The organism is Saccharothrix isguenensis (assembly GCF_052936305.1).
In genome coordinates, this window is sequence record NZ_CP193626.1 from 5123355 (window position 1) to 5142613 (window position 19259).

The 19259-nt window shown below is 71.8% G+C and carries 16 protein-coding genes; 5 read left to right on the forward strand and 11 right to left on the reverse strand.

Annotation, left to right across the window (positions count from 1 at the left end):
* Positions 1-3: 3 nt before the first annotated feature.
* Entirely contained in the window at positions 4-594 is a 591-nt protein-coding gene (locus ACRAKI_RS22945; RefSeq protein WP_447002562.1) for a TetR/AcrR family transcriptional regulator, read from the reverse strand.
* A gap of 180 nt (positions 595-774) precedes the next feature.
* Here ACRAKI_RS22945 and ACRAKI_RS22950 point away from each other — a divergent pair, with 180 nt between their 5' ends.
* Positions 775-3285 (forward strand): ATP-binding protein, encoded by a 2511-nt coding sequence (locus ACRAKI_RS22950; protein ID WP_447002563.1) that lies wholly within the window; start codon positions 775-777, stop codon positions 3283-3285.
* 132 nt (positions 3286-3417) lie between these two features.
* Here ACRAKI_RS22950 and ACRAKI_RS22955 read toward each other — a convergent pair whose 3' ends face one another.
* A complete protein-coding gene (locus ACRAKI_RS22955; protein WP_447002564.1) occupies positions 3418-5256 on the reverse strand; it encodes a DUF2264 domain-containing protein in 1839 nt (612 codons plus the stop codon).
* Between the two features lie 77 nt (positions 5257-5333).
* Entirely contained in the window at positions 5334-8060 is a 2727-nt protein-coding gene (locus ACRAKI_RS22960; RefSeq protein WP_447002565.1) for an exo-rhamnogalacturonan lyase family protein, read from the reverse strand.
* Positions 8061-8384: 324 nt separating this feature from the next.
* Between ACRAKI_RS22960 and ACRAKI_RS22965 the strand changes: the two genes are divergently transcribed.
* Positions 8385-9410 carry a LacI family DNA-binding transcriptional regulator gene (locus tag ACRAKI_RS22965; protein WP_447002566.1) on the forward strand — a complete coding sequence of 342 codons (1026 nt, stop codon included), beginning with the start codon at positions 8385-8387 and terminating at the stop codon, positions 9408-9410.
* An 81-nt stretch (positions 9411-9491) separates the two neighbouring features.
* Here the strand turns inward: ACRAKI_RS22965 and ACRAKI_RS22970 are convergent, their stop codons facing one another.
* Positions 9492-10667, reverse strand: a complete 1176-nt coding sequence (locus tag ACRAKI_RS22970; protein ID WP_447002567.1) for a 4-hydroxybenzoate 3-monooxygenase — start codon at positions 10665-10667, stop codon at positions 9492-9494.
* Positions 10668-10789: 122 nt separating this feature from the next.
* Here ACRAKI_RS22970 and ACRAKI_RS22975 point away from each other — a divergent pair, with 122 nt between their 5' ends.
* Positions 10790-11617, forward strand: a complete 828-nt coding sequence (locus ACRAKI_RS22975; protein ID WP_447002568.1) for an IclR family transcriptional regulator — start codon at positions 10790-10792, stop codon at positions 11615-11617.
* Here the strand turns inward: ACRAKI_RS22975 and ACRAKI_RS22980 are convergent.
* Both ACRAKI_RS22980 and ACRAKI_RS22985 read right to left on the reverse strand, forming a co-directional pair.
* Complete coding sequence (locus tag ACRAKI_RS22980; RefSeq protein WP_447002569.1) at positions 11562-12284, reverse strand: class I SAM-dependent methyltransferase; 723 nt, start codon at positions 12282-12284, stop codon at positions 11562-11564. The two genes, ACRAKI_RS22975 and ACRAKI_RS22980, sit on opposite strands and share 56 nt — an antisense overlap.
* 398 nt (positions 12285-12682) lie before the next feature.
* Positions 12683-12847: a hypothetical protein gene (locus tag ACRAKI_RS22985; RefSeq protein WP_447002570.1), complete on the reverse strand. Its 165-nt coding sequence runs from the start codon at positions 12845-12847 to the stop codon at positions 12683-12685.
* 16 nt (positions 12848-12863) lie between these two features.
* On the opposite strand from ACRAKI_RS22985, the gene ACRAKI_RS22990 reads away from it, so the two are divergent.
* Positions 12864-13073 (forward strand): multinuclear nonheme iron-dependent oxidase, encoded by a 210-nt coding sequence (locus tag ACRAKI_RS22990; protein WP_447008490.1) that lies wholly within the window; start codon positions 12864-12866, stop codon positions 13071-13073.
* A gap of 7 nt (positions 13074-13080) precedes the next feature.
* Here the strand turns inward: ACRAKI_RS22990 and ACRAKI_RS22995 are convergent, their stop codons facing one another.
* Complete coding sequence (locus ACRAKI_RS22995; protein ID WP_447002571.1) at positions 13081-13977, reverse strand: RNA polymerase sigma-70 factor; 897 nt, start codon at positions 13975-13977, stop codon at positions 13081-13083.
* 169 nt (positions 13978-14146) lie between these two features.
* On the opposite strand from ACRAKI_RS22995, the gene ACRAKI_RS23000 reads away from it, so the two are divergent.
* Complete coding sequence (locus ACRAKI_RS23000) at positions 14147-14392, forward strand: phosphopantetheine-binding protein (protein ID WP_447002572.1); 246 nt, start codon at positions 14147-14149, stop codon at positions 14390-14392.
* Between the two features lie 95 nt (positions 14393-14487).
* Here the strand turns inward: ACRAKI_RS23000 and ACRAKI_RS23005 are convergent, their stop codons facing one another.
* The 4 genes from ACRAKI_RS23005 to ACRAKI_RS23020 are packed head-to-tail and all read right to left on the reverse strand — an operon-like array spanning position 14488 to position 19232.
* Positions 14488-16005: an AMP-binding protein gene (locus tag ACRAKI_RS23005; RefSeq protein ID WP_447002573.1), complete on the reverse strand. Its 1518-nt coding sequence runs from the start codon at positions 16003-16005 to the stop codon at positions 14488-14490.
* Positions 16006-16042: 37 nt separating this feature from the next.
* Positions 16043-16981, reverse strand: a complete 939-nt coding sequence (locus tag ACRAKI_RS23010) for an ACP S-malonyltransferase (RefSeq protein ID WP_447002574.1) — start codon at positions 16979-16981, stop codon at positions 16043-16045.
* 48 nt (positions 16982-17029) lie between these two features.
* Complete coding sequence (locus ACRAKI_RS23015; RefSeq protein ID WP_447002575.1) at positions 17030-17938, reverse strand: proline iminopeptidase-family hydrolase; 909 nt, start codon at positions 17936-17938, stop codon at positions 17030-17032.
* A gap of 49 nt (positions 17939-17987) precedes the next feature.
* Positions 17988-19232 carry an alpha/beta fold hydrolase gene (locus ACRAKI_RS23020; protein ID WP_447008491.1) on the reverse strand — a complete coding sequence of 415 codons (1245 nt, stop codon included), beginning with the start codon at positions 19230-19232 and terminating at the stop codon, positions 17988-17990.
* Positions 19233-19259 lie beyond the last annotated feature (27 nt).

A 19259-nucleotide genomic window follows, 5' to 3' on the forward strand; every position in this document is an offset into this window, starting at 1 on the left:
GGATCAGGCCTCCACCTGGGAAGAACGAGATGTAGCGGCGTCGGGCCGGTGATGGCCGATCGCGTCGGAACAGGTCGCGATGATGTGCGGTCGCCAGGTGGTCTTGCCGCCCGCCTGGTTGGCGGCCAGGACCAGCGCGGCCAGCGCGCTGAGCGCGCCCACGACCCGCACGAGCCGATCCGGTCGGGCGGTGGCCAGGTCGATGGCGAACATCTTCGACACGAACGTGTCGTAGGTGTTGCTCACGGGGGCGTTGTCGGGCGCGGTGATCGAGCGGAACCCGAGTGCCACCAACCCCGGTCGGTCGAGCGCGATGTCGGTCAGCAGCTCCAGCGCGCGCCGGTCCCGGTCCGGACCGGGCGGCAGCGGCTCCAGCTGTTCGAGCACCCGCTCGCCCAAGGCGTGGCCCACGCCCAGCGCGGCCTCGTAGAGGGCGGCCTTGCTCGGGAAGTGGTGCAGCAGGCCCGGCTTGGACAGGCCGACGGCGTCGGCGAGGGACTTCAGCGACGTCTGGGCGAACCCGTGCTGCGCGAAGAGCCCGGCCGCCCGGTCGAGGATCTCGTCGTCGATCTGCTGTCGGAACCGTCCTGCCACGCCCTCGACCGTACGCACGGACCGACCGGATCGGTAGGGAAACCGACCGGATCGGTTTGTGATTCCGCTCGCACGCGCAGGCGACAGCCGGACCTGCGAATGGTGGTGGGGATGACGCATTCACCGCACGAGTAGCCGCGATACTGCTGGACAAGCAGACGGGTGTGCCGGGGGTGCGTCGTGGTCGAGCTCGTGGAACTGGTGCTGGTGGCATTGACCGCGGGTGCGGCAGCGGGCACGGGAGAAGCCGCGTCGACCGCGGTACAGGACGCCTACCAGGAACTGAAGATCACCACCGGCGAGGTCCTGCGCCGTGGGATCTCCGGCGCGGATTCGGCTGGTGGCGTGGTGGAGATGCAGTTGGCCGACCCGCGAGCCCACCGAAAGGAACTCGAAGGCGCCCTTGCGCGAGCCGACGACGACGAGCGGGCGGAGCTGGGCGCCGCAGCGCGCAAGGTACTGGTGCTTGTCGATCCACGAGGTGACGCGGTGGGCAAGTACCGGGTGGAGTCGCGCCGGGACAAGGGCGTCCAGGTTCGAGATCACAACGTGCGGACCCACCATCAGGATCGCATGACGGCAAGGAACTCCGCGAACGCGGAAGCCATCGCGGCAGTGGTCCAAGCAGGCGTCGTCAACGGTGGCATCAGCGTCCACCACGGCTCCGCGCACACACCGGTCCCCCACAACTTGCCGCCCGGCGCGCGTCGCTTCGTCGGGCGCTCCGTCGAACTCGACCGGTTGACCGCGTTCGCGACGGCGGAAGCCGGCAGTCGCGTCTGCGTACTCGACGGGCAGCCGGGAATCGGCAAGACCACGTTGGCGCTGCGATGGGGCGACACCGCACGTGGCCTGTTCCCTGACGGTCAGGTCTACGTCGACCTGCGCGGGTTCGACTCGATCCGCACTGCGGTTACTCCGGAAGCGGCAGCCCGCATGGTCCTCGGCGCCCTGCACGTGCCCATGGGGTCCATCCCACCCGAACCGGACGACCAGTTGGCGTTGCTCCGCAGCACGCTGGACGAACGGCGAGTCCTGCTGATCATTGACAACGTGCGCGACAGCACTCAGGTCCGACCACTGCTCCCCGGCTCGCGCAGCTGTTTCACAGTCGTAACCGCGCGCCACCGGCTCCACGGCTTGGCCGTGCACCACGACGCCGAGCGCATCCACCTCCCGCCGCTCACCGCGGAGGAGGCGGTGCACCTCCTCGAACAGCGCCTGGGCACATACCGCGTGGAGACGGAAAGCGCGGCGGTGGCACGCATCGTGGCCGCGTGCGGCGGACATCCGCTTGCGTTGAGCGTGGTAGCCGCGCGCGCGGCCGACGACCCGACGAACTCCCTGAACGGCATCGTCAAAGCGTTGGAGAACAAGACCGAGGCGCTGGACGCCTTGCACCTGCCGGACGCTGCGGATATGCGAGCGGTGTTCTCCCTGTCGTACGACAATCTGCCCCCCGCCATGGCTGAGGGATTCCGAACACTGGCCCTGTTCCCGGGTTCCCGGATCGATGTGCGTGCTGCCGCCGCGATGATCGGCAGCGACCTGTTCCAGGCACGTGAAACGATCCACGAACTCGTCCGCTGCCACCTGCTGGGGCGGACCTCTTCCGGGCACCATGCCTTCCACGCGCTGGCGCACATCTACGGCCTGGAGAAGACCCTGCGGCACGACCCCCCGGAGCGGCGCGAAGCGATCGTGGTCGCGGTGCTCAACCACTTGCTGCACGCCGCGAGCCGTGCGGATCGGTTGATCAACGACCATCGACGGCCGGTGGCGCTCGACCCGTGCCTGCGTCCGGAACTACTGCCCGTTCTCACCAACCGCACCGACGCCCTGGCGTGGTTCACCTCTGAGTACGACAACGTCCTCGCCGCGATCGCATTCGCCACCGCGGAACAACTGCACCCCTACACATGGCAACTGGCGTGGACGATCTCCAACTTCGCCTACCTGACCGCGCGCCTCCAGGACTGGATCGACACCCACACCGACGCCGTCGCCGCCGCCCGGCGCCTCGGCGACCGGTCGGTGGAGGTCCGGCTCCAACAGTCGCTGGCACGGGCGCACGGCGAGAGCGGCGACTACCGGCGGTCCGTCGACTGGTACTCGACCGCGCTCGACATCCTCGACGAACTCGGTGACGTGCAGGGGCGAGCGAACGCGCTGAACGGCCTCGCCGCGGTGCAGTTGCGCGCCAACGCCCTCCACGACGCGTTCGACTCCGCCTCGAAGGCTCTTGAGCTGTACGAAGGTTCGGGCGATGACGCGGCCACTGCGAGCACGTACAGCCACCTCGGCCGCACCTGCCAGGCCCTGGGTGAACCGACCGACGCGAAGCGCTACCACCGACTCGCGGAGAACCTCTACGCGAAGTCCGACAACCTCTACGGACTGGCACACGTCGCTGATTCGATGGCCGAACTGGAATCGGCGGCCGGCCGGCACCGTGCCGCGATGACCCACCTCCGACGGGCGGTGGAACTGCACTACAAGGTCGGAAACCTCAACTACGCGGCCCAGTCATGCCGGCAGCTGCGCTCCCTCTTGCTCGACTCGGACCCCGCGCATGCGTTGATCGAGTGGCTGTCCCAGGCGATCGGAACCCTGGAGGACAACCGGAAGAGTGAAGCAGCCCCTTTCGTCGAGGCGATCGCGGATCATCGAAGCTGGTCGATGTCGAGCTGATCCTGGTCGGCTTCGAGTAGCGGATCACCGCCGGCCGGCGTCCAATAGCCGTTGACCGGGTCGTGCCGCGTCCGGCCCGGTCGGCTGGTCCCTTCGGTCTGCCGTCCCCGACCGGCAGACCGAAGGGACACCTCAGCCGGTGCGGACGCGGTCGCAGGTCGGGTGCCCGTCATCCAGGCGGACCGTGACGGTCTCGGGCAGGGACAGCACGATCAGGCCGTCTTCGACGCGCACGCCCGGGCTGGGCGGCTCTTCGACCCCGAGCTGCACGACGCTGACGTAGACCGCGGTACCACCGGGGTGAACGTCGGCGATCACGTAGGGCGTGGCCGAGTGCCGGGCGAAGGCGTTCGTTCCCTCCGCGCTCACCACGCCCGCACTGGTGTAGCCGAACAGGGCGCGCACCGCACTGCACAGCCCGTCCGGACGTCGTGCCAGCGCAACGCCGTCCCCCACCTGGGATTCGAGCGGGTCCGGCGCGGCGAGGGCGTGGCCGCCGTCCCGGACCTGGTAGCCGGCGGGGGCGGTGACCCGGTGGATCCTGACCTCCGCCGCGCCGTGGACGACCGACGCCGTGACGACGTGGACGGGGCCGTCGCGGTAGGCCGACGCGGCGAAGCCGTCCGACACGGTCAGCGGCTCGATGCGCCGGCGCGCGGAGGCCGTGCCGTCCGGTGCGATGACGGCGAGGTGGTTGTCCACACCGGACGCCGGTCCGCCGACCTCAGGTCCGGTGTGGCTGGTGTAGGCGAGCTTGAGGTAGTGCGGGTCGGGCGCACCGTCCTCGGGTTGCACGCGGTCGCGGTCGCTGCCGTGGTTGACCAGGCGGACGACGCCGTCCGATCGGGTGGTGTGCAGAAGCCAGCCGGGCGCGGGCATCGGCACCACCTGATCCGCCAGGTCGACGGGCGCCGCTTCCTCGGCGTCCGTCCAGACAGGATGGTCGGGCGGCAGGAGCAGGCCCAGGAAAGCCTTGCTCGCCCAGTACGGTGAGGCTGGGCCTGAATAGTCCTGCGCGGTGGGCAGGAACTCGCCGTACCAGCCCAACGAGAGCAGCCCTCGTTCGTCCGGAACGCCGCGCTCGGTGAAGTGGCGCAGGACGCCACTGGCGATGCGCCGCGTGCGGCCGGGAGGCAGGGGCGACGCACCGGTCAGCGCGCCGAGCCAGAACGGCGTCACCGCGGCGAACCGGTACGTCAGGGACCGTCCCTGGTGCACCGGCCCGCCGTCGGCCGCGAAGAAGTGCTGGTACTGCTCCAGGAAACGGCTCAGCCGCCCCGCGTAGAGCTCCTGCCGGGCCGTGTCGCCCGCCATCCGCGCCCACAGCGACGGGTACTGGTGCATCGCCCAGCCGCAGTAGTAGTCGAAGTTCTTGCCCTTGCCGTCGGAGTACCAGCCGTCGCCGACGTACCACTCCTCGATCCGCTCCAGCCCGTCGGTGATCTCGTCCGGCTCGTGCGGCCCGCCCACCGACGCCAGGAACTGCTCCACGACCACCCGGAACAGCACCCAGTTGTTGTCCGGCGTGCGCTTCCCGACCATGCCGGCCAGCCACGCCACCACCCGCTCCTGCTCGGCCGACGTCAACCGGTCGAACAGCCACGGGCGGGTCTCGTGCAGCGCCAACGCCACCGACGCGGCCTCGACCAGTTGCTGCGACATGTCGGCCAGCGCAGGCCAGGCGTACGGGCGCGCCGGATCGGTGCCGGCCACCAGACCTCGCGCGTAGCGCTCCAGGAGCGCGGGCGGCACGTCGCCGCCCGCGCCCGCGATCCGGAACGCGGCGAGCAGGAACGTCCGGGCGAAGCCCTCCAGCCCGTCGCTCACCTGCCCCGACCGACTCGCCCGGCCGGGCAGCCGGAACTGGGCGAAGTCGTCCGTGGCGTACGGCACCACGGACGTCAGCAGGTGGTCCGCGACGGCCTCCCAGTGCGTCCGGGTCCAGCCGGTGTGCGGGGATGCGGTGGGCATCGGGAGGCCGTGCGGCGAGCGGGTCACTGATCAGCTCCCTGTGGGTGACGGGTGGAGGCGGGGGCCATACCGGTGGATCAGCCGGGAAGCCTGTCCCCCACCAGGGCGAGGCACTGGATGGCGGCCAGGCCGTACTGCGAGGAGGCGTTGGTCGAGGCGAAGGTGGCCTCGTCCACCGGCTTGAGCACCGCCGGCCCCTCCAGCCGCGCGGACCTGAACTCCAGGGTCCGGGGGTAGCCCGCGTGGCCGGTGTCGAACTCCTTCCAGGCCCGTTCGGCCAGGGCGGCGTCGCCGAGCTTGACGGCGGCGTAGGCGGTGAGCCTGGAGTGGGCCTGGCGCAGGTTGAGGCTGCCCCAGGACTTGCCTGTCTCGGCCTGCTGCTCGGCGGCGGTGCCGTTGTAGAGGCGGCAGTACTGCAACCACGCCTTGGTGAACGCCTCGTCACCGGTGAGCGAGATGACCTCGCTGCACAGCTCGACCAGGCCGAACACCGACCCCAGCGAACCGACGCTCACGGTCGGCTGGGCCGGCGCGAACTCGCCGTTGTCGAGGTCGTACAGGCCGCTGCCCTGCGCGAACCCGTTGGGCATCGCGGCGATGGTGCGCATGCCGTTGAGCAGCTTCTCGCGTGCGACCGGGTCGCCGCCGCGCTCCCACTCGGTCAGCCAGGCGAGCGCGAGGCCGCTCCAGTCGGTGCCGAGGCCGACGCTGAGCGCGTGCGGGTCCGGCTCGTACGGCCCCGTGCGGATCTTGCGGATCGGGTCGAGGGCCAGGAACGTCTTGTCGGCGTCCACGAGGTCGCGCATCAGGTCGCCGGTGCGCTCGTCGGCGGTGAGGAAGTAGAGGAAGCGCCGGTACCCGGCGGTGCTGATGCGGAGCTGCTTGGCGCTGTCCGCCCAGTGCTGCACCCCGTGCCGGGTCCCGAGGTCCTGCCACTTGCCCAGGTGGTACACGTCGACCTCCCCGGTGTGCCGGGTCATCGCCTCCGCGAAGCGGAACACGTCGGCCCGGCCGGAGCGCAGGTAGTGGTACCACAGCCACAGGTCCGGGGACAGCTCGGAGTTGGCCCACGCGTAGCCGCCGACGTCGTAGCGCCACACGTGCCGGTCCGGGTCGTAGCTGTGCATGATGTCGCCGTAGTCCCAGAACCCGTACCAGGACCGCTGCTCGACCTGCCCGCTGTGGTAGTCGAACAGGAAGTCCAGCCGGTCCTCGATGCGCGCCTTCGCCGGGGTCGAGCGGTCGACCGGTGACCAGTCGCCGAACACGCCGGCGGCGCGCAGGTGGGCGGGCGGCGCGACGATCAGCGGCGGCGTCCGCACCGCGTCGGCCAGCTCCGCGATCCGCTGGGCGGGCGGGGTGGCGTCGAGCGCCCAGAACATCAGCTCGGTCGTGCGCGCGATCCCGTACGGGCTGCCGAAACCCGGCTCGTAGTCCTCGTAGGTGATCTCCAGGCCTTCCAGCTGCTCCGGGTAGGTGTCCTGGCCCATGCCGTCGTGGTAGAAGCGCAGGTCCATCGCCCCGGCGTCGGGCGACCACAGCCACAGGGTGACCTCGGCCGTCTCGCCCGCCGCACCGCGGATGTCGAGCTGGGTGGGGTGCAGCTGCCAGAAGTTGCGCATGCCGAACGCGAAGCCGCCGCTGGGGCCGCCGACGTAGCCGAGCCCGCCGGCCCGCCCGCCCGAGTCGACCGGGATCCAGCCGTGGCCCGCCTTGGTGCGCTTGCGGATCTGGAAGCCGTCCGCGGTGACCTGGCGCAGCGAGTAGTCGCCGAAGGCGGGGATGAGGTGCAGCCGCGAGCTGACGCGGGTGTCCCACGTCTGCACGGACGGGGTGGCCCGGCCTTCGACCTGCGCCTTGCGCACCGCCGCGCCGGGGTCGCGGCGCAGTCCGGTGATGCCGCGCACCGCCTCGGCCAGCACGCCGTCGTCGGGTCCGGCGAAGCGCACGTGCCGGTTGTGCAGGTCGTCGCGCAGGGGCACGTCGAACCGGATGCCCAGGCCGCGCAGGAAGTCCTTCTTCTCGTCGCCGTCGAACACGAAGCTGTGCACGGCGCGGATGCCGTCGCTGCCGGCGTAGAAGTACAGGCGAACGGTGAACGGCAGCCACGTCCGGTTGCCGTGCCGGTGCCCGCCCTCGATCTTGACCACGGCGCGGACCGGGCCGGACGACTCGACCGTCACCTTCTCGGTGCGGCCGGTGAACTTCTCGGGCTTCGCGGTGCTGTCCTCGTCGCCCGGCTCGTCCTGCCGCAGGCACACCAGCCTGCCGTTGCGGGCGATCTCGCGGTCGCCGCGGAAGAGGGCGCGGACCAGCTGGTCGCCCTTCTTGGCGATCACGCACCGGATGACGCCGGTGTTCACCTCGACCCGGTCGTGGCGGTCCTCGACCGTCACGGCCGTGGTGGGCGCCGCGGGCGTCCCGGAGGTGAGCACGTACTGCTCGGCCGGTGGCACGTCGGCGCCGATGGCGTGCGCGGTCCACTTGAGCGACCCGTCCGGCCAGTACCCGGTGGGCCACGTCTGCACGGGCACCTGCCGGCCGGCGGCGGTGCGCAGCGCGAAGGACTGGTCCTCGGGAACCGTTCCCTTGGGCCACGGCACGCCCCAGGTGGAGCCGGCGGCCAGCTGCCGGGGCGTGCCGCCTTCCAGCCACTTGAGCTGGACGCCGTCGTCGATCAGGCCGCTCGCCGCCCGGGTCGCCGCGGGGTCGGCGTGCGCCTCTCCGGCGGTCCTGGCGAGGTGGCCGGCGGCGCCGACGGCCGCCGCGCTGAGGAGGAGGTTACGACGGGAGATCATCGCCATGAGGGCTCCACTTGGGTGGGCGTTACTCGGGGGAAATGGCGCGCTGTTTAACCGTTTACTGTGGCTTGATCGCAGCATGGCCTGCATGGCGTGTCAAGGGTGTCCAGCAGCGGCGGTATACGGTTACAGTCGAATACGGCAGCAACCGGCCTAATCCGTGCGCGGTTGGTGACATGGCGTACCCCCGGAACGATTTGACAGCAGGGCAGGCAGCCGGAAACATCGCGTGTAAGCGGTTTACCAGCAAGTTTCACGGCAGGGGGCGGGATGGTCCGGCGTTCGGCGTCCGACACCGAGGGACGGCGGCCCGTCACGATCAGGGACGTGGCCGCGCACGCGGGCGTGTCCGTCGCGACCGTGTCCCGGATCCTGTCCGGCACGTACCCCAGCGCCCCCGCCACCCGCACGAAGGTGCTGCGCGCGGTCCGCGAGCTGGACTACGTGGCGAACGCCAACGCGCGCGGGCTGGCCGGCGCGAGCAGCCGCAGCGTCGCCATCATCGTGAACTCCGTGGTCTCGCCCCACTACGCCCACGTCGCGCAGGGCGTGCAGACCCAGGCCGCGATCGAGGGCAAGCTGTGCATCGTCGGCACCACCGGCGGTGACGCGGAGCGCGAGCTCGCGACCGTCCAGCTGATGCGCGAGGAGCACGCCGAGTGCGTGATCCTCGTCGGCAACGTCGTGGCGGACGACGCCTACCGCGAGCGCATGGGCGAGTACGCCCGCGCGCTGTCGCTGGCCGGCTCGCAGCTGGTCCTGTGCGGACGGCCGGCGCTCGGGCCCGACGTGCCCGCGCTCGTGGTGGAGTACGACAACACCGGCGGCGCCTACGCCATCACGAGCCACCTCCTGTCGGCCGGCCACCGGCGCATCCTGTTCCTGGGCCGGCGCGACAGCTACACGACGCCGGAGAGCCGCATCGCGGGCTACCGCAAGGCGTTGGCCGACCACCACGTGCCGCACGACCCCGACCTGGAGGTGGTGGGCAGCATGGAGCGGCGCGAGGGCCACCGGATGATCAACGAACGGCTCGCCGCCGGGCCGCGCGACTTCACCGCCGTGTTCGCCGGCAACGACCTGATCGCGGCCGGCGCCCGGCAGGCGTTGCGCGAGCACGGGTTGCGCATCCCCGAGGACGTCTCCATGGTCGGCTTCGACGACCTGCCGCCGGCCGCCGACATCGACCTCACCACCGTCCACGTGCCGCACGAGGAGCTGGGCCGCACCGCCGTGCGCATGGCCCTGGCCCGTGCGCGGGACAAGTCGGACCCGACCGAGCACGTCATGCTCGGCACCCACATCGTCGTCCGCGACTCGGTCCGCCCGTTGATCCGGCCCGACGCCCGGTAGGGGGCGCGCGGTCATCCGCGCGGCGAACCGGTGCCGGGTGCGCGATCACGGTGACGGGCGCGGACCGGCCCGGAGTTCGGCTCAGACCTCGATCGGCCAGCCGGTGTAGGCCTCGGCCAGGTGGGTGGCGGCGGCCGTGGTGGCGGTGAGGAGTTCGAGTTCGCCGAGTTGGCGCTTGAGGTCGAACGCCGAGCCCGCCGGGTCGGTGTGCAGCATCGAGGTCATCCACCACGAGAAGTGCTGGGCCCGCCACACCCGCCGTGACGCGGTCGGACCGTAGGCGTCGAGCAGGTCGGCGGAGCCGGTGGCGAAGAACGTCTCCAGCGCGCGGGCGAGCACGACGACGTCCGCCACGGCCAGGTTGAGGCCCTTCGCGCCGGTGGGCGGCACGGTGTGCGCGGCGTCCCCGGCCAGGAACAGCCGGCCGTGCCGCATCGGCTCGCAGACGTAGCTGCGCATCGGGATGACGCTGCGGTCGAAGATCCGGCCCTCGGCCAGGGTGAACCCGTCGCCGGCGACGCGGGCGTTCAGCTCGGCCCAGATCCGGTCGTCGCTCCAGTCCTCGACGCGCTCGTCCGGGTCGCACTGGAAGTACATCCGCTGCACCTGCGGCGTCCGCGTGCTGATCAGCGCGAAGCCGCGCTCGGAGTGGGCGTAGACGAGTTCGCCGGACGACGGCGGCGCTTCGGCCAGGATGCCGAACCACCCGAAGGGGTAGGTCCGGAAGTAGTCGGTGCGCGCCCCGTCGGGGATCGTGCGCCTGCTGACGCCGCCGGACCCGTCGCAGCCCGCGATCACGTCGCACCGCAGCTCGACCGGCGTGCCGTCGGCGTCGGTGAACGCGATGACCGGCTCGTCGGAGGCGACGTCCCGCAGCGACACGTCGCCCACCTCGAACCGGAGGTCGGCCCCGGCGTCGAGCCGCGCGGCGATCAGGTCCTTGAGCACCTCGTGCTGCGGGTAGAGCCACACCGCCCGGCCCGCGAGAGCGGCGAAGTCGATCCGGTGGCCCCGGCCGTCGAAGCGCAGCTCGATCCCCTCGTGCCGGGCGCCCTCCGCCAACGCCCGCTTCCCCGCGCCCATGGCCGTCAGCAACTCCACCGTGCCCTGCTCCAGGACGCCGGCGCGGATGGTCTGCTCGATCTCCGCACGGCCGCGCACCTCGACGACCACGGAGTCGATGCCGCGTTCGGCCAGCAGGTGGGACAGCACCAGACCGGCGGGGCCGGCACCGACGATTCCGACTTGGGTTCGCATGGGTCGACTCAAGGGCCACCGGGGCGCGTCCGCTAGTTACGGCTTCCACTGGGTGGAAACGGTGCGGATTCCGGGGTCGGTCCGTCGCTACGTTCACCGGCACGGCGGACGAGGAGTGCGGCATGGCGGACGAGACGTCCAGGGGGTCGGTGACGGGGCGGGCGCTGGCACTGCTCGGCGCGTTCGACGGCGCCCACACGCGGCTGAGGATCACCGAGCTGGCCCGGCGCGCGGACCTGCCGCTGGCCACGGCCCACCGGTTGGCCGCCGAGCTGGTGGCGTGGCGCGCGTTGGACCGGGACGCGACCGGCGGCTACAGCATCGGCCTGCGCTTGTGGGAGGCGGCCACGCTGGCGCCGGTGGCCGGTCGGCTGAGGGAGGTCGCGCTGCCGTTCATGCAGCACCTGTACGAGACCACGCACGAGAACATCCACCTGGCGGTCCACGACGGGTTCGACGCCCTGTACGTGGAGAAGCTGTGCGGCCACCGCTCGGTCCCCGTCATCTCACGGGCCGGCTCCAGGTTGCCGATGCACTCGACGGGCGTCGGCAAGGCGCTGCTGGCCCACGCCGGCGGCGCGTTCGCGCACAGCTACGTCGAACGCCCCCTGGCCCGCTTCACCCCGTACACGATCACCGAACGGGCGCGGCTGCTGCGCGAACTGCGGACCACGGCGGACCGCGGCTACGCGCTGACCAGCGAGGAGATGACGCTGGGCTCCTGCTCGGTGGCCGTGCCCATCCCGGGTGACGGGCCGGAACCCGCCGGCGCGCTGGGCGTCGTGGTGCGGTCGGTGCGCACCGACCTGGCCCGGCTGGTGCCCGACCTGCGGACCGCGGCGGACGGGATCGCCCGCAAGCTGAAGGCGACCGACGCGGCGCTGACCCCGTCGGTCAGGCACGCCGGACGGCGGCGCGCAGGTCCCGGTGGGGTGGGCGGACCGGGGTGAAGCCGGCGTCACCCAGTTCGGCGGTGATGGCGGTGCGCGGGGCGGGCCAGACGGTGAAGTCCTCGTGCTCCTCGCGGATCAGGGTTCCGGCGCGGTGGACGCGGTAGGTGTAGCGGAGCCGCTGCGTCCCGCCTTCCGGCGTCGAGGTGACGTCGGCGCTGTACACGTCGCGGCCCGAGTGGACGGGCGGCAGGTGCCACTGGCCTCGTTCCGGGCGTTCCGGTGGGGGGTCGAACAGGAGGAGGCCGCCGGGGACGAGGGCTTCAGCCAACGCGTGCCAAGTCGCGCGGCGGTGCGCCGGCGGCAGGCACTGGACCACGTTGGCGGCGACCGCCAGGTCGGCGGCCCGGTGCAGGCGGAAGTCCTGGGCGGGGCACGGGTGGACGGTGACGCGGGCCCGGTCGTGCGCGGGCATGGCGGCGAGACGGGCTCGCAGGAACGCGCGCATGGCGTTGGCGGGCTCGATGGCGTGGACGGGCACGGTCGTGGACCTGACCAGGACGTCGGCGACGATGCCGGTGCCGGCCCCGACGTCGATGACGCCCGTGCGGGCCTGACGCGCGGCGGCGGTGAAGCGGTGGCGCGCGCGGGCGTGGTCGCGTTCCTCCTGGAGGAGGTCGTAGAACTCGGCCGAGACGTCGTACGCGGCGGTGAGGTCGGGTTCCATGAGGTGTGTCCGATTCACGTTGCGGGGTGTCGCCCAAGGACCACGGTGGTGGTCCCGGTGTAGCCGCCACGGGCGCGGCGGACCGCGGTGGGCGCCACTTCCACCCCAACGAGTGGCTGTCACCTCACCAAGGAGTGGTCGTGGTGAGTCCGCTACTCCCCCGCTCGGCTCGGGGGTGGGGTACCGGCGGTCCTGGGAGCCCTGGCTGCTCGGTGGCCCGGCGGGCGCGGGGTGGGTGGAGGTCGTGGTGGAGCGGTGCCTCCACCTGCCCGAGGACGACCGCGCGCGGTTGCGGCGGCCGGGTGGAGGCCGCCGACGTGGACGCTGCCGAGGTGGAGGCGGGCGCGGCGTTGGCCGCCGAGTGGGCCGCGCCCTGGTTCAGCGGCCACCTGTACCCCTCACGGCAGGTAGGGCCGTTGCGGGAGTGGGCACGCCGGCAAGGCGGACGGGCGCGGCAGCTCCAGGACCGGCTCGGCGTGCCGTTCCTGGTGGAGGTCGCCGAGTACGACGTGCCGGAGGGAGGTCGTCGGCGCGGTCCTCGACCACTGCGACTGCGGGCTCATCCTCAACCTCGCCGCGCTGTGGCGGGCGCGGGAGCGCGGGGTGGACCCGTCCGGGTACCTCCGCCGGCTGCCGCTGGACCGGGTCGTCGAGGTGCACCTGACCACCGGTGACGCGCGGGCGGGCGCGGTGGAGGAGCACACCGGGCCGGTCGCCGGTCCCGTGCGGGACCTGTTCGCGGAACTGGTCGCGACCGGCCCGGTGCGCGCCTCCGACGAGCAAACGTGAGCGGGCGTCAGCGCGTCACGGGAGTCTCCTCCTCCACGCGCGACAGCTTCTCCGGGTTGCGCACGTAGTAGAGCCCGGTGATCAGGCCGTTCTCGACCCGCATCGCCACGACGCCGTCGATCTCGCCGTCCAGCCGCATGAACAGCGCCGGGTGGCCGTTGACCTCCACCGGCTGGAACGTGATCCGGCCGCTGATCTTGGTGATCCCACCGGCCAGCAGGCGGGCGGCCCGGTCGGCGCCCACGACGGGCTTCGGCATGGCCTGCTTGATCCCGCCACCGTCGCTCAGGACGACGACGTCCGGGGCGAGGATGTCGATCAGGCCCTGGACGTCGCCCGTCTCGACCGCCCGCTGGAAGGCCTCCAGCGCGGCTCGGGTCTCCGCCGGCGAGGCGATGTCGCGCGGTCGGCGTGCGGCGACGTGGACGCGTGCCCGGTGGGCGATCTGGCGGACGGCGGCGGGCGTCTTGTCGACGGCTTCCGCGATCTCGTCGTAGCCGACGTCGAACACCTCCCGCAGCACGAACACCGCCCGCTCGACCGGTGCCAGCGTTTCCAGCACCAGCAGCATCGCCATCGACACGCTGTCGGCCAGCTCGACGTCCTCGGCCACGTCCGGCGCGGTGAGCAGCGGCTCGGGCAGCCACGGGCCGACGTACGACTCCTTGCGCCGGCCGAGCGCGCGCAGCCGGTTGAGCGCCTGGCGGGTGGTGATGCGCACCAGGTACGCACGCTGGTCACGCACCGAGGCGAGGTCGACGCCGGCCCAGCGCAGCCAGGTCTCCTGGAGCACGTCCTCCGCGTCCGCCGCCGAGCCGAGCATCTCGTAGGCGACGGTGAAGAGCAGGTTGCGGTGGGTGACGAACGCCTGGGTGGCGGCGTCCGGACGGTTGTCCTCGCTCATGCCCGGGTGGCTCCTGTCTGGTCGCTTCCGGCTGTGTCCCCCATTGGACACCGGCCCCCGCCGTCCTGTGACAGGCGACCACGTCCCCCTAGGGGCAGGCTGGGGTTGTAGCCGTCACCGGCGATGGGCTTTCGTTGGTGCAGAAGCACAAACACAGTGTGGAGGCGCTATGTGGGACGAACGGTTCGAGGAGCTCCTGCGGGCGCAGTTGCCCTTCCTCTCCCCGACGGAGCCGCTCGCGGTGGACGCCAGCCTGCGTGATCTGGGCCTGGACTCCATGGCGACGGTCGAACTGCTGGCCGCTGTCGAGAGCACGTACGACGTGCGTTTCCTGGACGACGCGCTGAACCTGAGCACGTTCGCCACGCCGGGCACGCTGTGGGCGACCCTGTCGTCCATGCTCGAACGGGTCTGATCCGCCGGTCCACTCCGGACCGGCGACGTGCAACTCCTGGCCGGGATCGTCGAGCTTCGGCGCATCCGGTCAGGAGCTGCACGTGCCCGGTGGGCTCAGGTGGCTTCGGCCAGTTCGCGGGCCTTGGCGCCGAGCGCGAGGCGGTCGACCTTCCGGTTCGCGTTGAGCGGGAAGTGGGGGACGTGTTCGTAGTGGCGCGGCAGCATCCCGCTCGGCAGGACGTCGCGGAGGGCGCGTGCCAGAGCCGCGGGTGTGGTGGCCGAGCCGGTGTAGAAGACGACCAGCTCGGTGGTTCCGGCGACTGTGCGGGCCACTGTCACCGCGTCCTCGACGCCCGCGCAGCCGCGCACGGCGTGGTCCACTTCTGCCAGTTCCACCCGCCAGCCCTGGACCTGCACCTGCGCGTCCAGGCGGCCGACGTAGACCAGGGTGCCGTCCGGGCAGCGGTGGACGCGGTCGCCCGTGCGGTACCAGCGCTTGCCGTCGCGGTCGAAGAACCTGCCCTCGTCGTCACGTCGGTCGAGGTAGCCGGTGGTGAGCTGGGGGCCGGTGATGCACAGCTCACCCTCCACGTCGGACGGTGCGCCGGACTCGTCCAGCAGGACGTGGTCGTGGCCGGGGTTGATCTCCCCGATCGGCATCAGGCCGTTGACGCCCAGCCCGGGGGACGTGCCGGAGTCCCAGCGGTGCGCGGAGATGGTGACCGTCAGCTCGGTCGGGCCGTAGAGGTTCTCCAGGAGCGAGCCCGGAGCCGCGGCGTGCCAGTCGGCGGCGTCGTCGCAGCGCAGCGCCTCCCCCGCGAAGAAGCTCCACCTCAGCGTCGGCAGCGCACCCGGTCGCAGGCCACCCATGCGTCGGATCAGGGTGATGGCGCTGGGTGTGGAGAACCAGACCGTGACCCCGCGCGAGCGGAGGAACACCGGGATCTCGCGGTAGGCGCCGGCCGGGACGGCGGTGACGCACGCGCCCGCGCCCCAGGCGCAGAACATGTCGAACATCGCGCAGTCGAAGTTCAGGTCGAACGTCTGGCTGAACACGTCCTCGGCGGTGAAGTCGTACCGGGAGTCGAGGACGTCGAAGTAGTGGGCGGTGCTGCCGTGGGAGATCGGCACGCCCTTCGGGTTGCCGGTCGACCCCGAGGTGAACAGCAGGTAGGCGACGTCCTGCGGATCGACCTCACGTGGTCGCGGCAGGGCGTCGCGGACCGGGATCGTGCCTTCGCCGCCTAGGCCGGCGATGTCGAGGACCGGGATCCCGCCACCTATGCCGGCCAGGGCCCGCAGTCCGCGCTCGTCGGCGATCAGGGCGTCGACAGCGGCGATGTCGAGCATGCGCCTGGTCCGCGCGGCCGGGAAGTCGGCGTGTAGCGGCACGACCGTGGCGCCCGCGTAGAGGACCGCGAGCACGCCCGCGTAGGACTCGATGCCCTTGGCCGCGAGGACGCCGACCCGGCGCAGCGGCCGGTCCGCGGCGAGCAGGGAACCCGCCCACAGCAGGGCCAGCTCGTGCAGCTCGCGGTAGGTGGCGGTGCGGTCGCCGAGGTCGAGCGCCGGACGGTCGGGCGCCGCCGTGAGGCCGCGCAGGAAGCGTTCGTGCAGAGCCAGCTCGGTCATGTCAGGTCCCTGTGGAGGTGGGGTGGTCGGTCGCTCGTCACACGGTCGCGCGCCTGCGGCGGGGCATCATCGCGGTGCGCGGGTCGACTGGGACCACGGTGAAGTTCGACGTCGTGACACCGACCCGGCCGAACAGCGCGTCCTGCCCGCACACGTGCACGGTGCCCACGCCCGACGCCTTCAGGGTCCCGACGACCGACGGCCAGTCGACCGGCGTGGTGCAGCCGTCGAGCAGCATCGCGCGTACTTGCGCGCCGGTGGTGAGCAACGCGCCGTCCTGGTCCGCGACCACCGGGATCTTCGGGTCCGCGAACGTCAGCCGGGACAGCACTTCGTCCTCGACCTTGCGCGCCAGCCCGGTGAACGCGACGCAGTGCATCGGCGGTCGCATCACGTACAGCGGCAGCCCGCCCGTCGCACGCAGCCTGCCCGCCAGCCACTCGACCCGGCGCTCGGAGAGCGTGAGCATCGCGAAGTCCTCGTCCACCCGGCAGGACAGCTCGTACCACTCCCCCGCCGCGTCGAGTTCGCCGGTGATGTCGGCGATCCGCTCCGGCGGGGTCCGGACGAAGGACTGGGTCACGGCGTCACGGTGTTCGACGGCGAAGTACTCGTCCAGGCAGCGGGCCATCTCGGCGGTCACCCAGACGGCGTCGGAGACGGACAGCGCGCCGGAGAACGCCGCCGCCGCCTTGCCCCCGAAGCTGGGGCCCGCGCAGTAGTCCGGGTGCGCGTCCAGGTGCTGCTCCGCCCAGCGGGCCAAGGCGAGGCAGTTGACCAGGAACGCGATCTGGGCGTGCCGGCTGTAGTCGCCGTCCGCCTCGGCGTAGCGGTCCACGAGGGAGTAGCCGAGGCGTTCGTCGGCGATCGCGACCAACTCCCTGGCCACCGGGTGGGCCACCATGAACTTCCCCACGTCGGCGAAGCGGGTCGGTCCCATGCCGGGGAAGACGAACGCGCCACGGTCGTTGTCCATGTTCCCAGTGTTGGTTCGACGGGTTGTGCCCGACACCCCTAACGCTCCCTAATCGACTCGCGCCACACCCGCCAGGTAGTCCAGCACCACGGCGGTGAACCGCTCGGGCTCCTCCAGGTGCGGCAGGTGGCTGGATTCCTCGAAGACCTCCCACCGGGCGTCGGGGATCAGCTCGGCGTACGGGCGCACGGTGGTCGGCGTCGCCTCGTCGTGCCTGCCCGAGAGGACCAACGTCGGTACGGCGATCTTCGGCAGGCTGTCGACGACGCCCCAGTCCTTCAGCGTGCCGTTGACGAAGAACTCGCTGGGGCCGTTCATGGTGGAGTACACGGTGGGGTCGTTGTAGATCTCGTAGAACGACGCCTGGTAGTCCCTGGGCCAGGGCTTGAGCCGGCACACGTGCCGCTCGTAGAACACCTTCATCGCCTCGTGGTACTGCTCGCTGTCGGTGGTGCCCGCGGCCTCGTGCGCCCGCAGGACCTCGTCCACACCGGGCGGCAGTGCCCTGCGCAGCACCTCCATCTCGGCCAACCACAGCGGGTACGACGCCGGCGCGTTGGCGATGACCAGGCCGCGCAGCCCGGCCGGCCGGGTGGCGGCGTGCTCGGCGACGAGCAACCCGCCCCAGGACTGTCCGAAGAGGACGTATTCGTCGGCGATGCCCAGCTGACGCAGCAGGTTGTCCAGCTCCGCGAGGAACAGGTCGACGGTCCAGAAGTCGGCGCCCCGGTCCGGCAGGTGCGTCGACCCGCCGTTGCCGAGCTGGTCGTAGTGCACGACCGGCCAGCCGTGCTCGGCCAGTTCCGCCAGCCGGAGCAGGTAGTCGTGCGTGCTGCCGGGGCCTCCGTGGACCACGACGACCGGCGGCCTGCCGGCCTTGAGGTCCCCGGTCACCCGGTACCACGTCTTGTGCTCGCCGAAGGCGATCTTGCCCTTGGCGCGGGTGGCGACGGCCATTTGCGACGACCTTTCGTCTGGGGGACGCTGACTCCTGTGGCCACCGGGGTCAGCGCGACCCCAGCCACTCCTCGATCGCCCGGGCGGTCGGCTCGGCGTCCTCCTCCACGATGGTGAAGTGGGTCGCGGGCACGGTGCGCAGGTCGTGCCGGCGGTTCCAGGGCAGGGCGCGCCAGTCCTCCGCACCGCTGGTGTCGTCGGGCACGAAGGAGCGGTCCGCGCCGACGAACAGGACCGGTGCGGCGACCGGTGCGAGGCTGAAGTGGGGCAGCAGGTCGAAGTAGCGGGTCATCGCCGAGAGCCCGGCGCTGTCGAACAGGCCGAACTCCGAGTCACGGGCCACCAGCCCGAGGCTCATCTCGTCGAACACCCGCGAGCTGACGCCACCGCCGTCCACGCGGTACGAGTCGATCAGCACCACGCCCGCCGGTCCGGAGTCCGCGCGTTCCAGGTGGACGGCGGTCGCGTTGGCCATCAGGCCGCCGGAGGAGTAACCGAGCAGGACGAACGGCTCGCCCTCCGCCGCGCGCAGGACCGCGTCGGCGAGGACTCGGACCACCGCGTCCGCGGAGTCGGGCAGCGCGTCTCCGGCGGTGAAGCCGGGGGTGGGCAGCGTGATCACCGGACGCACGCCGCGCAGCGGGGCGGCGAGTCGGGCGTGCTGGTGCACACCGCCGGTGGCCATGGGTGTGCTCAGGCAGATCAGCCGGGGACTGCCCGGACCGTCGGCGAGCCGGACTGGTTCGGGATGCCGGTCGAGCTCGTCGGCCGTGGCGAAGCTGGGCCTCAGGTCCGCCACCGCGCGCAGGAGCGCGAAGCCCCGGGAGGCGTGACCGGCGAGGACGGCGTCCCGGAACATCGTGCTCACGGCCGGTTCCACAGCGGTGGGCCGGTCCTGCGGCTCTTCGACCGCAGCGCCCAGCAGGCGGGTGAGGCCGATCGGCGTCTTGCTGTCGAACACCGCCATGGGCGGCAGGGTGAGGCCGGTCCGGGACGCCAGGGCGGTCCGCAGCTCCATGGCGCTCAGCGAGTCGAACCCGGCTTCGAGGAAGTCCCGCTCGGGGTCGACGTGCTCGGGGCCGGGGTGGCCCAGCACGGCGGCGGCGGTGCGCAGCACCAGATCGAGCAGCTCGCGATCCCGATCGGCCCCGTCCAGACCACTCAGGCGCCGTCGCAACGTCCCCGCGTCCTCACCCGACGAGCGTTCCGGACGCCGGGTCCGTGGACGGACGAGCCGGTGGAACACCTCCGGCACCTGGCCCGCGCGGGCGAGTGCCGCCAGGTCGAGCCGCATCGGCACCACGACCGGGGTGGTCAGGGC

Bases quoted from the DNA above. Each gene is read 5' to 3' on its own strand.
- ACRAKI_RS23000 (WP_447002572.1), top strand. From the start codon at position 14,147: ATGTGGGACGAACGGTTCGAGGAGCTCCTGCGGGCGCAGTTGCCCTTC.
- ACRAKI_RS23005 (WP_447002573.1), bottom strand. From the start codon at position 16,005: ATGACCGAGCTGGCTCTGCACGAACGCTTCCTGCGCGGCCTCACGGCG.
- ACRAKI_RS22970 (WP_447002567.1), bottom strand. From the start codon at position 10,667: ATGCGAACCCAAGTCGGAATCGTCGGTGCCGGCCCCGCCGGTCTGGTG.
- ACRAKI_RS23015 (WP_447002575.1), bottom strand. From the start codon at position 17,938: ATGGCCGTCGCCACCCGCGCCAAGGGCAAGATCGCCTTCGGCGAGCAC.
- ACRAKI_RS23010 (WP_447002574.1), bottom strand. From the start codon at position 16,981: ATGGACAACGACCGTGGCGCGTTCGTCTTCCCCGGCATGGGACCGACC.
- ACRAKI_RS22960 (WP_447002565.1), bottom strand. From the start codon at position 8,060: ATGGCGATGATCTCCCGTCGTAACCTCCTCCTCAGCGCGGCGGCCGTC.
- ACRAKI_RS22995 (WP_447002571.1), bottom strand. From the start codon at position 13,977: ATGAGCGAGGACAACCGTCCGGACGCCGCCACCCAGGCGTTCGTCACC.
- ACRAKI_RS22985 (WP_447002570.1), bottom strand. From the start codon at position 12,847: ATGAGCCCGCAGTCGCAGTGGTCGAGGACCGCGCCGACGACCTCCCTC.
- ACRAKI_RS22975 (WP_447002568.1), top strand. From the start codon at position 10,790: ATGGCGGACGAGACGTCCAGGGGGTCGGTGACGGGGCGGGCGCTGGCA.
- ACRAKI_RS23020 (WP_447008491.1), bottom strand. From the start codon at position 19,232: ATGCGGCTCGACCTGGCGGCACTCGCCCGCGCGGGCCAGGTGCCGGAG.
- ACRAKI_RS22980 (WP_447002569.1), bottom strand. From the start codon at position 12,284: ATGGAACCCGACCTCACCGCCGCGTACGACGTCTCGGCCGAGTTCTAC.
- ACRAKI_RS22955 (WP_447002564.1), bottom strand. From the start codon at position 5,256: ATGCCCACCGCATCCCCGCACACCGGCTGGACCCGGACGCACTGGGAG.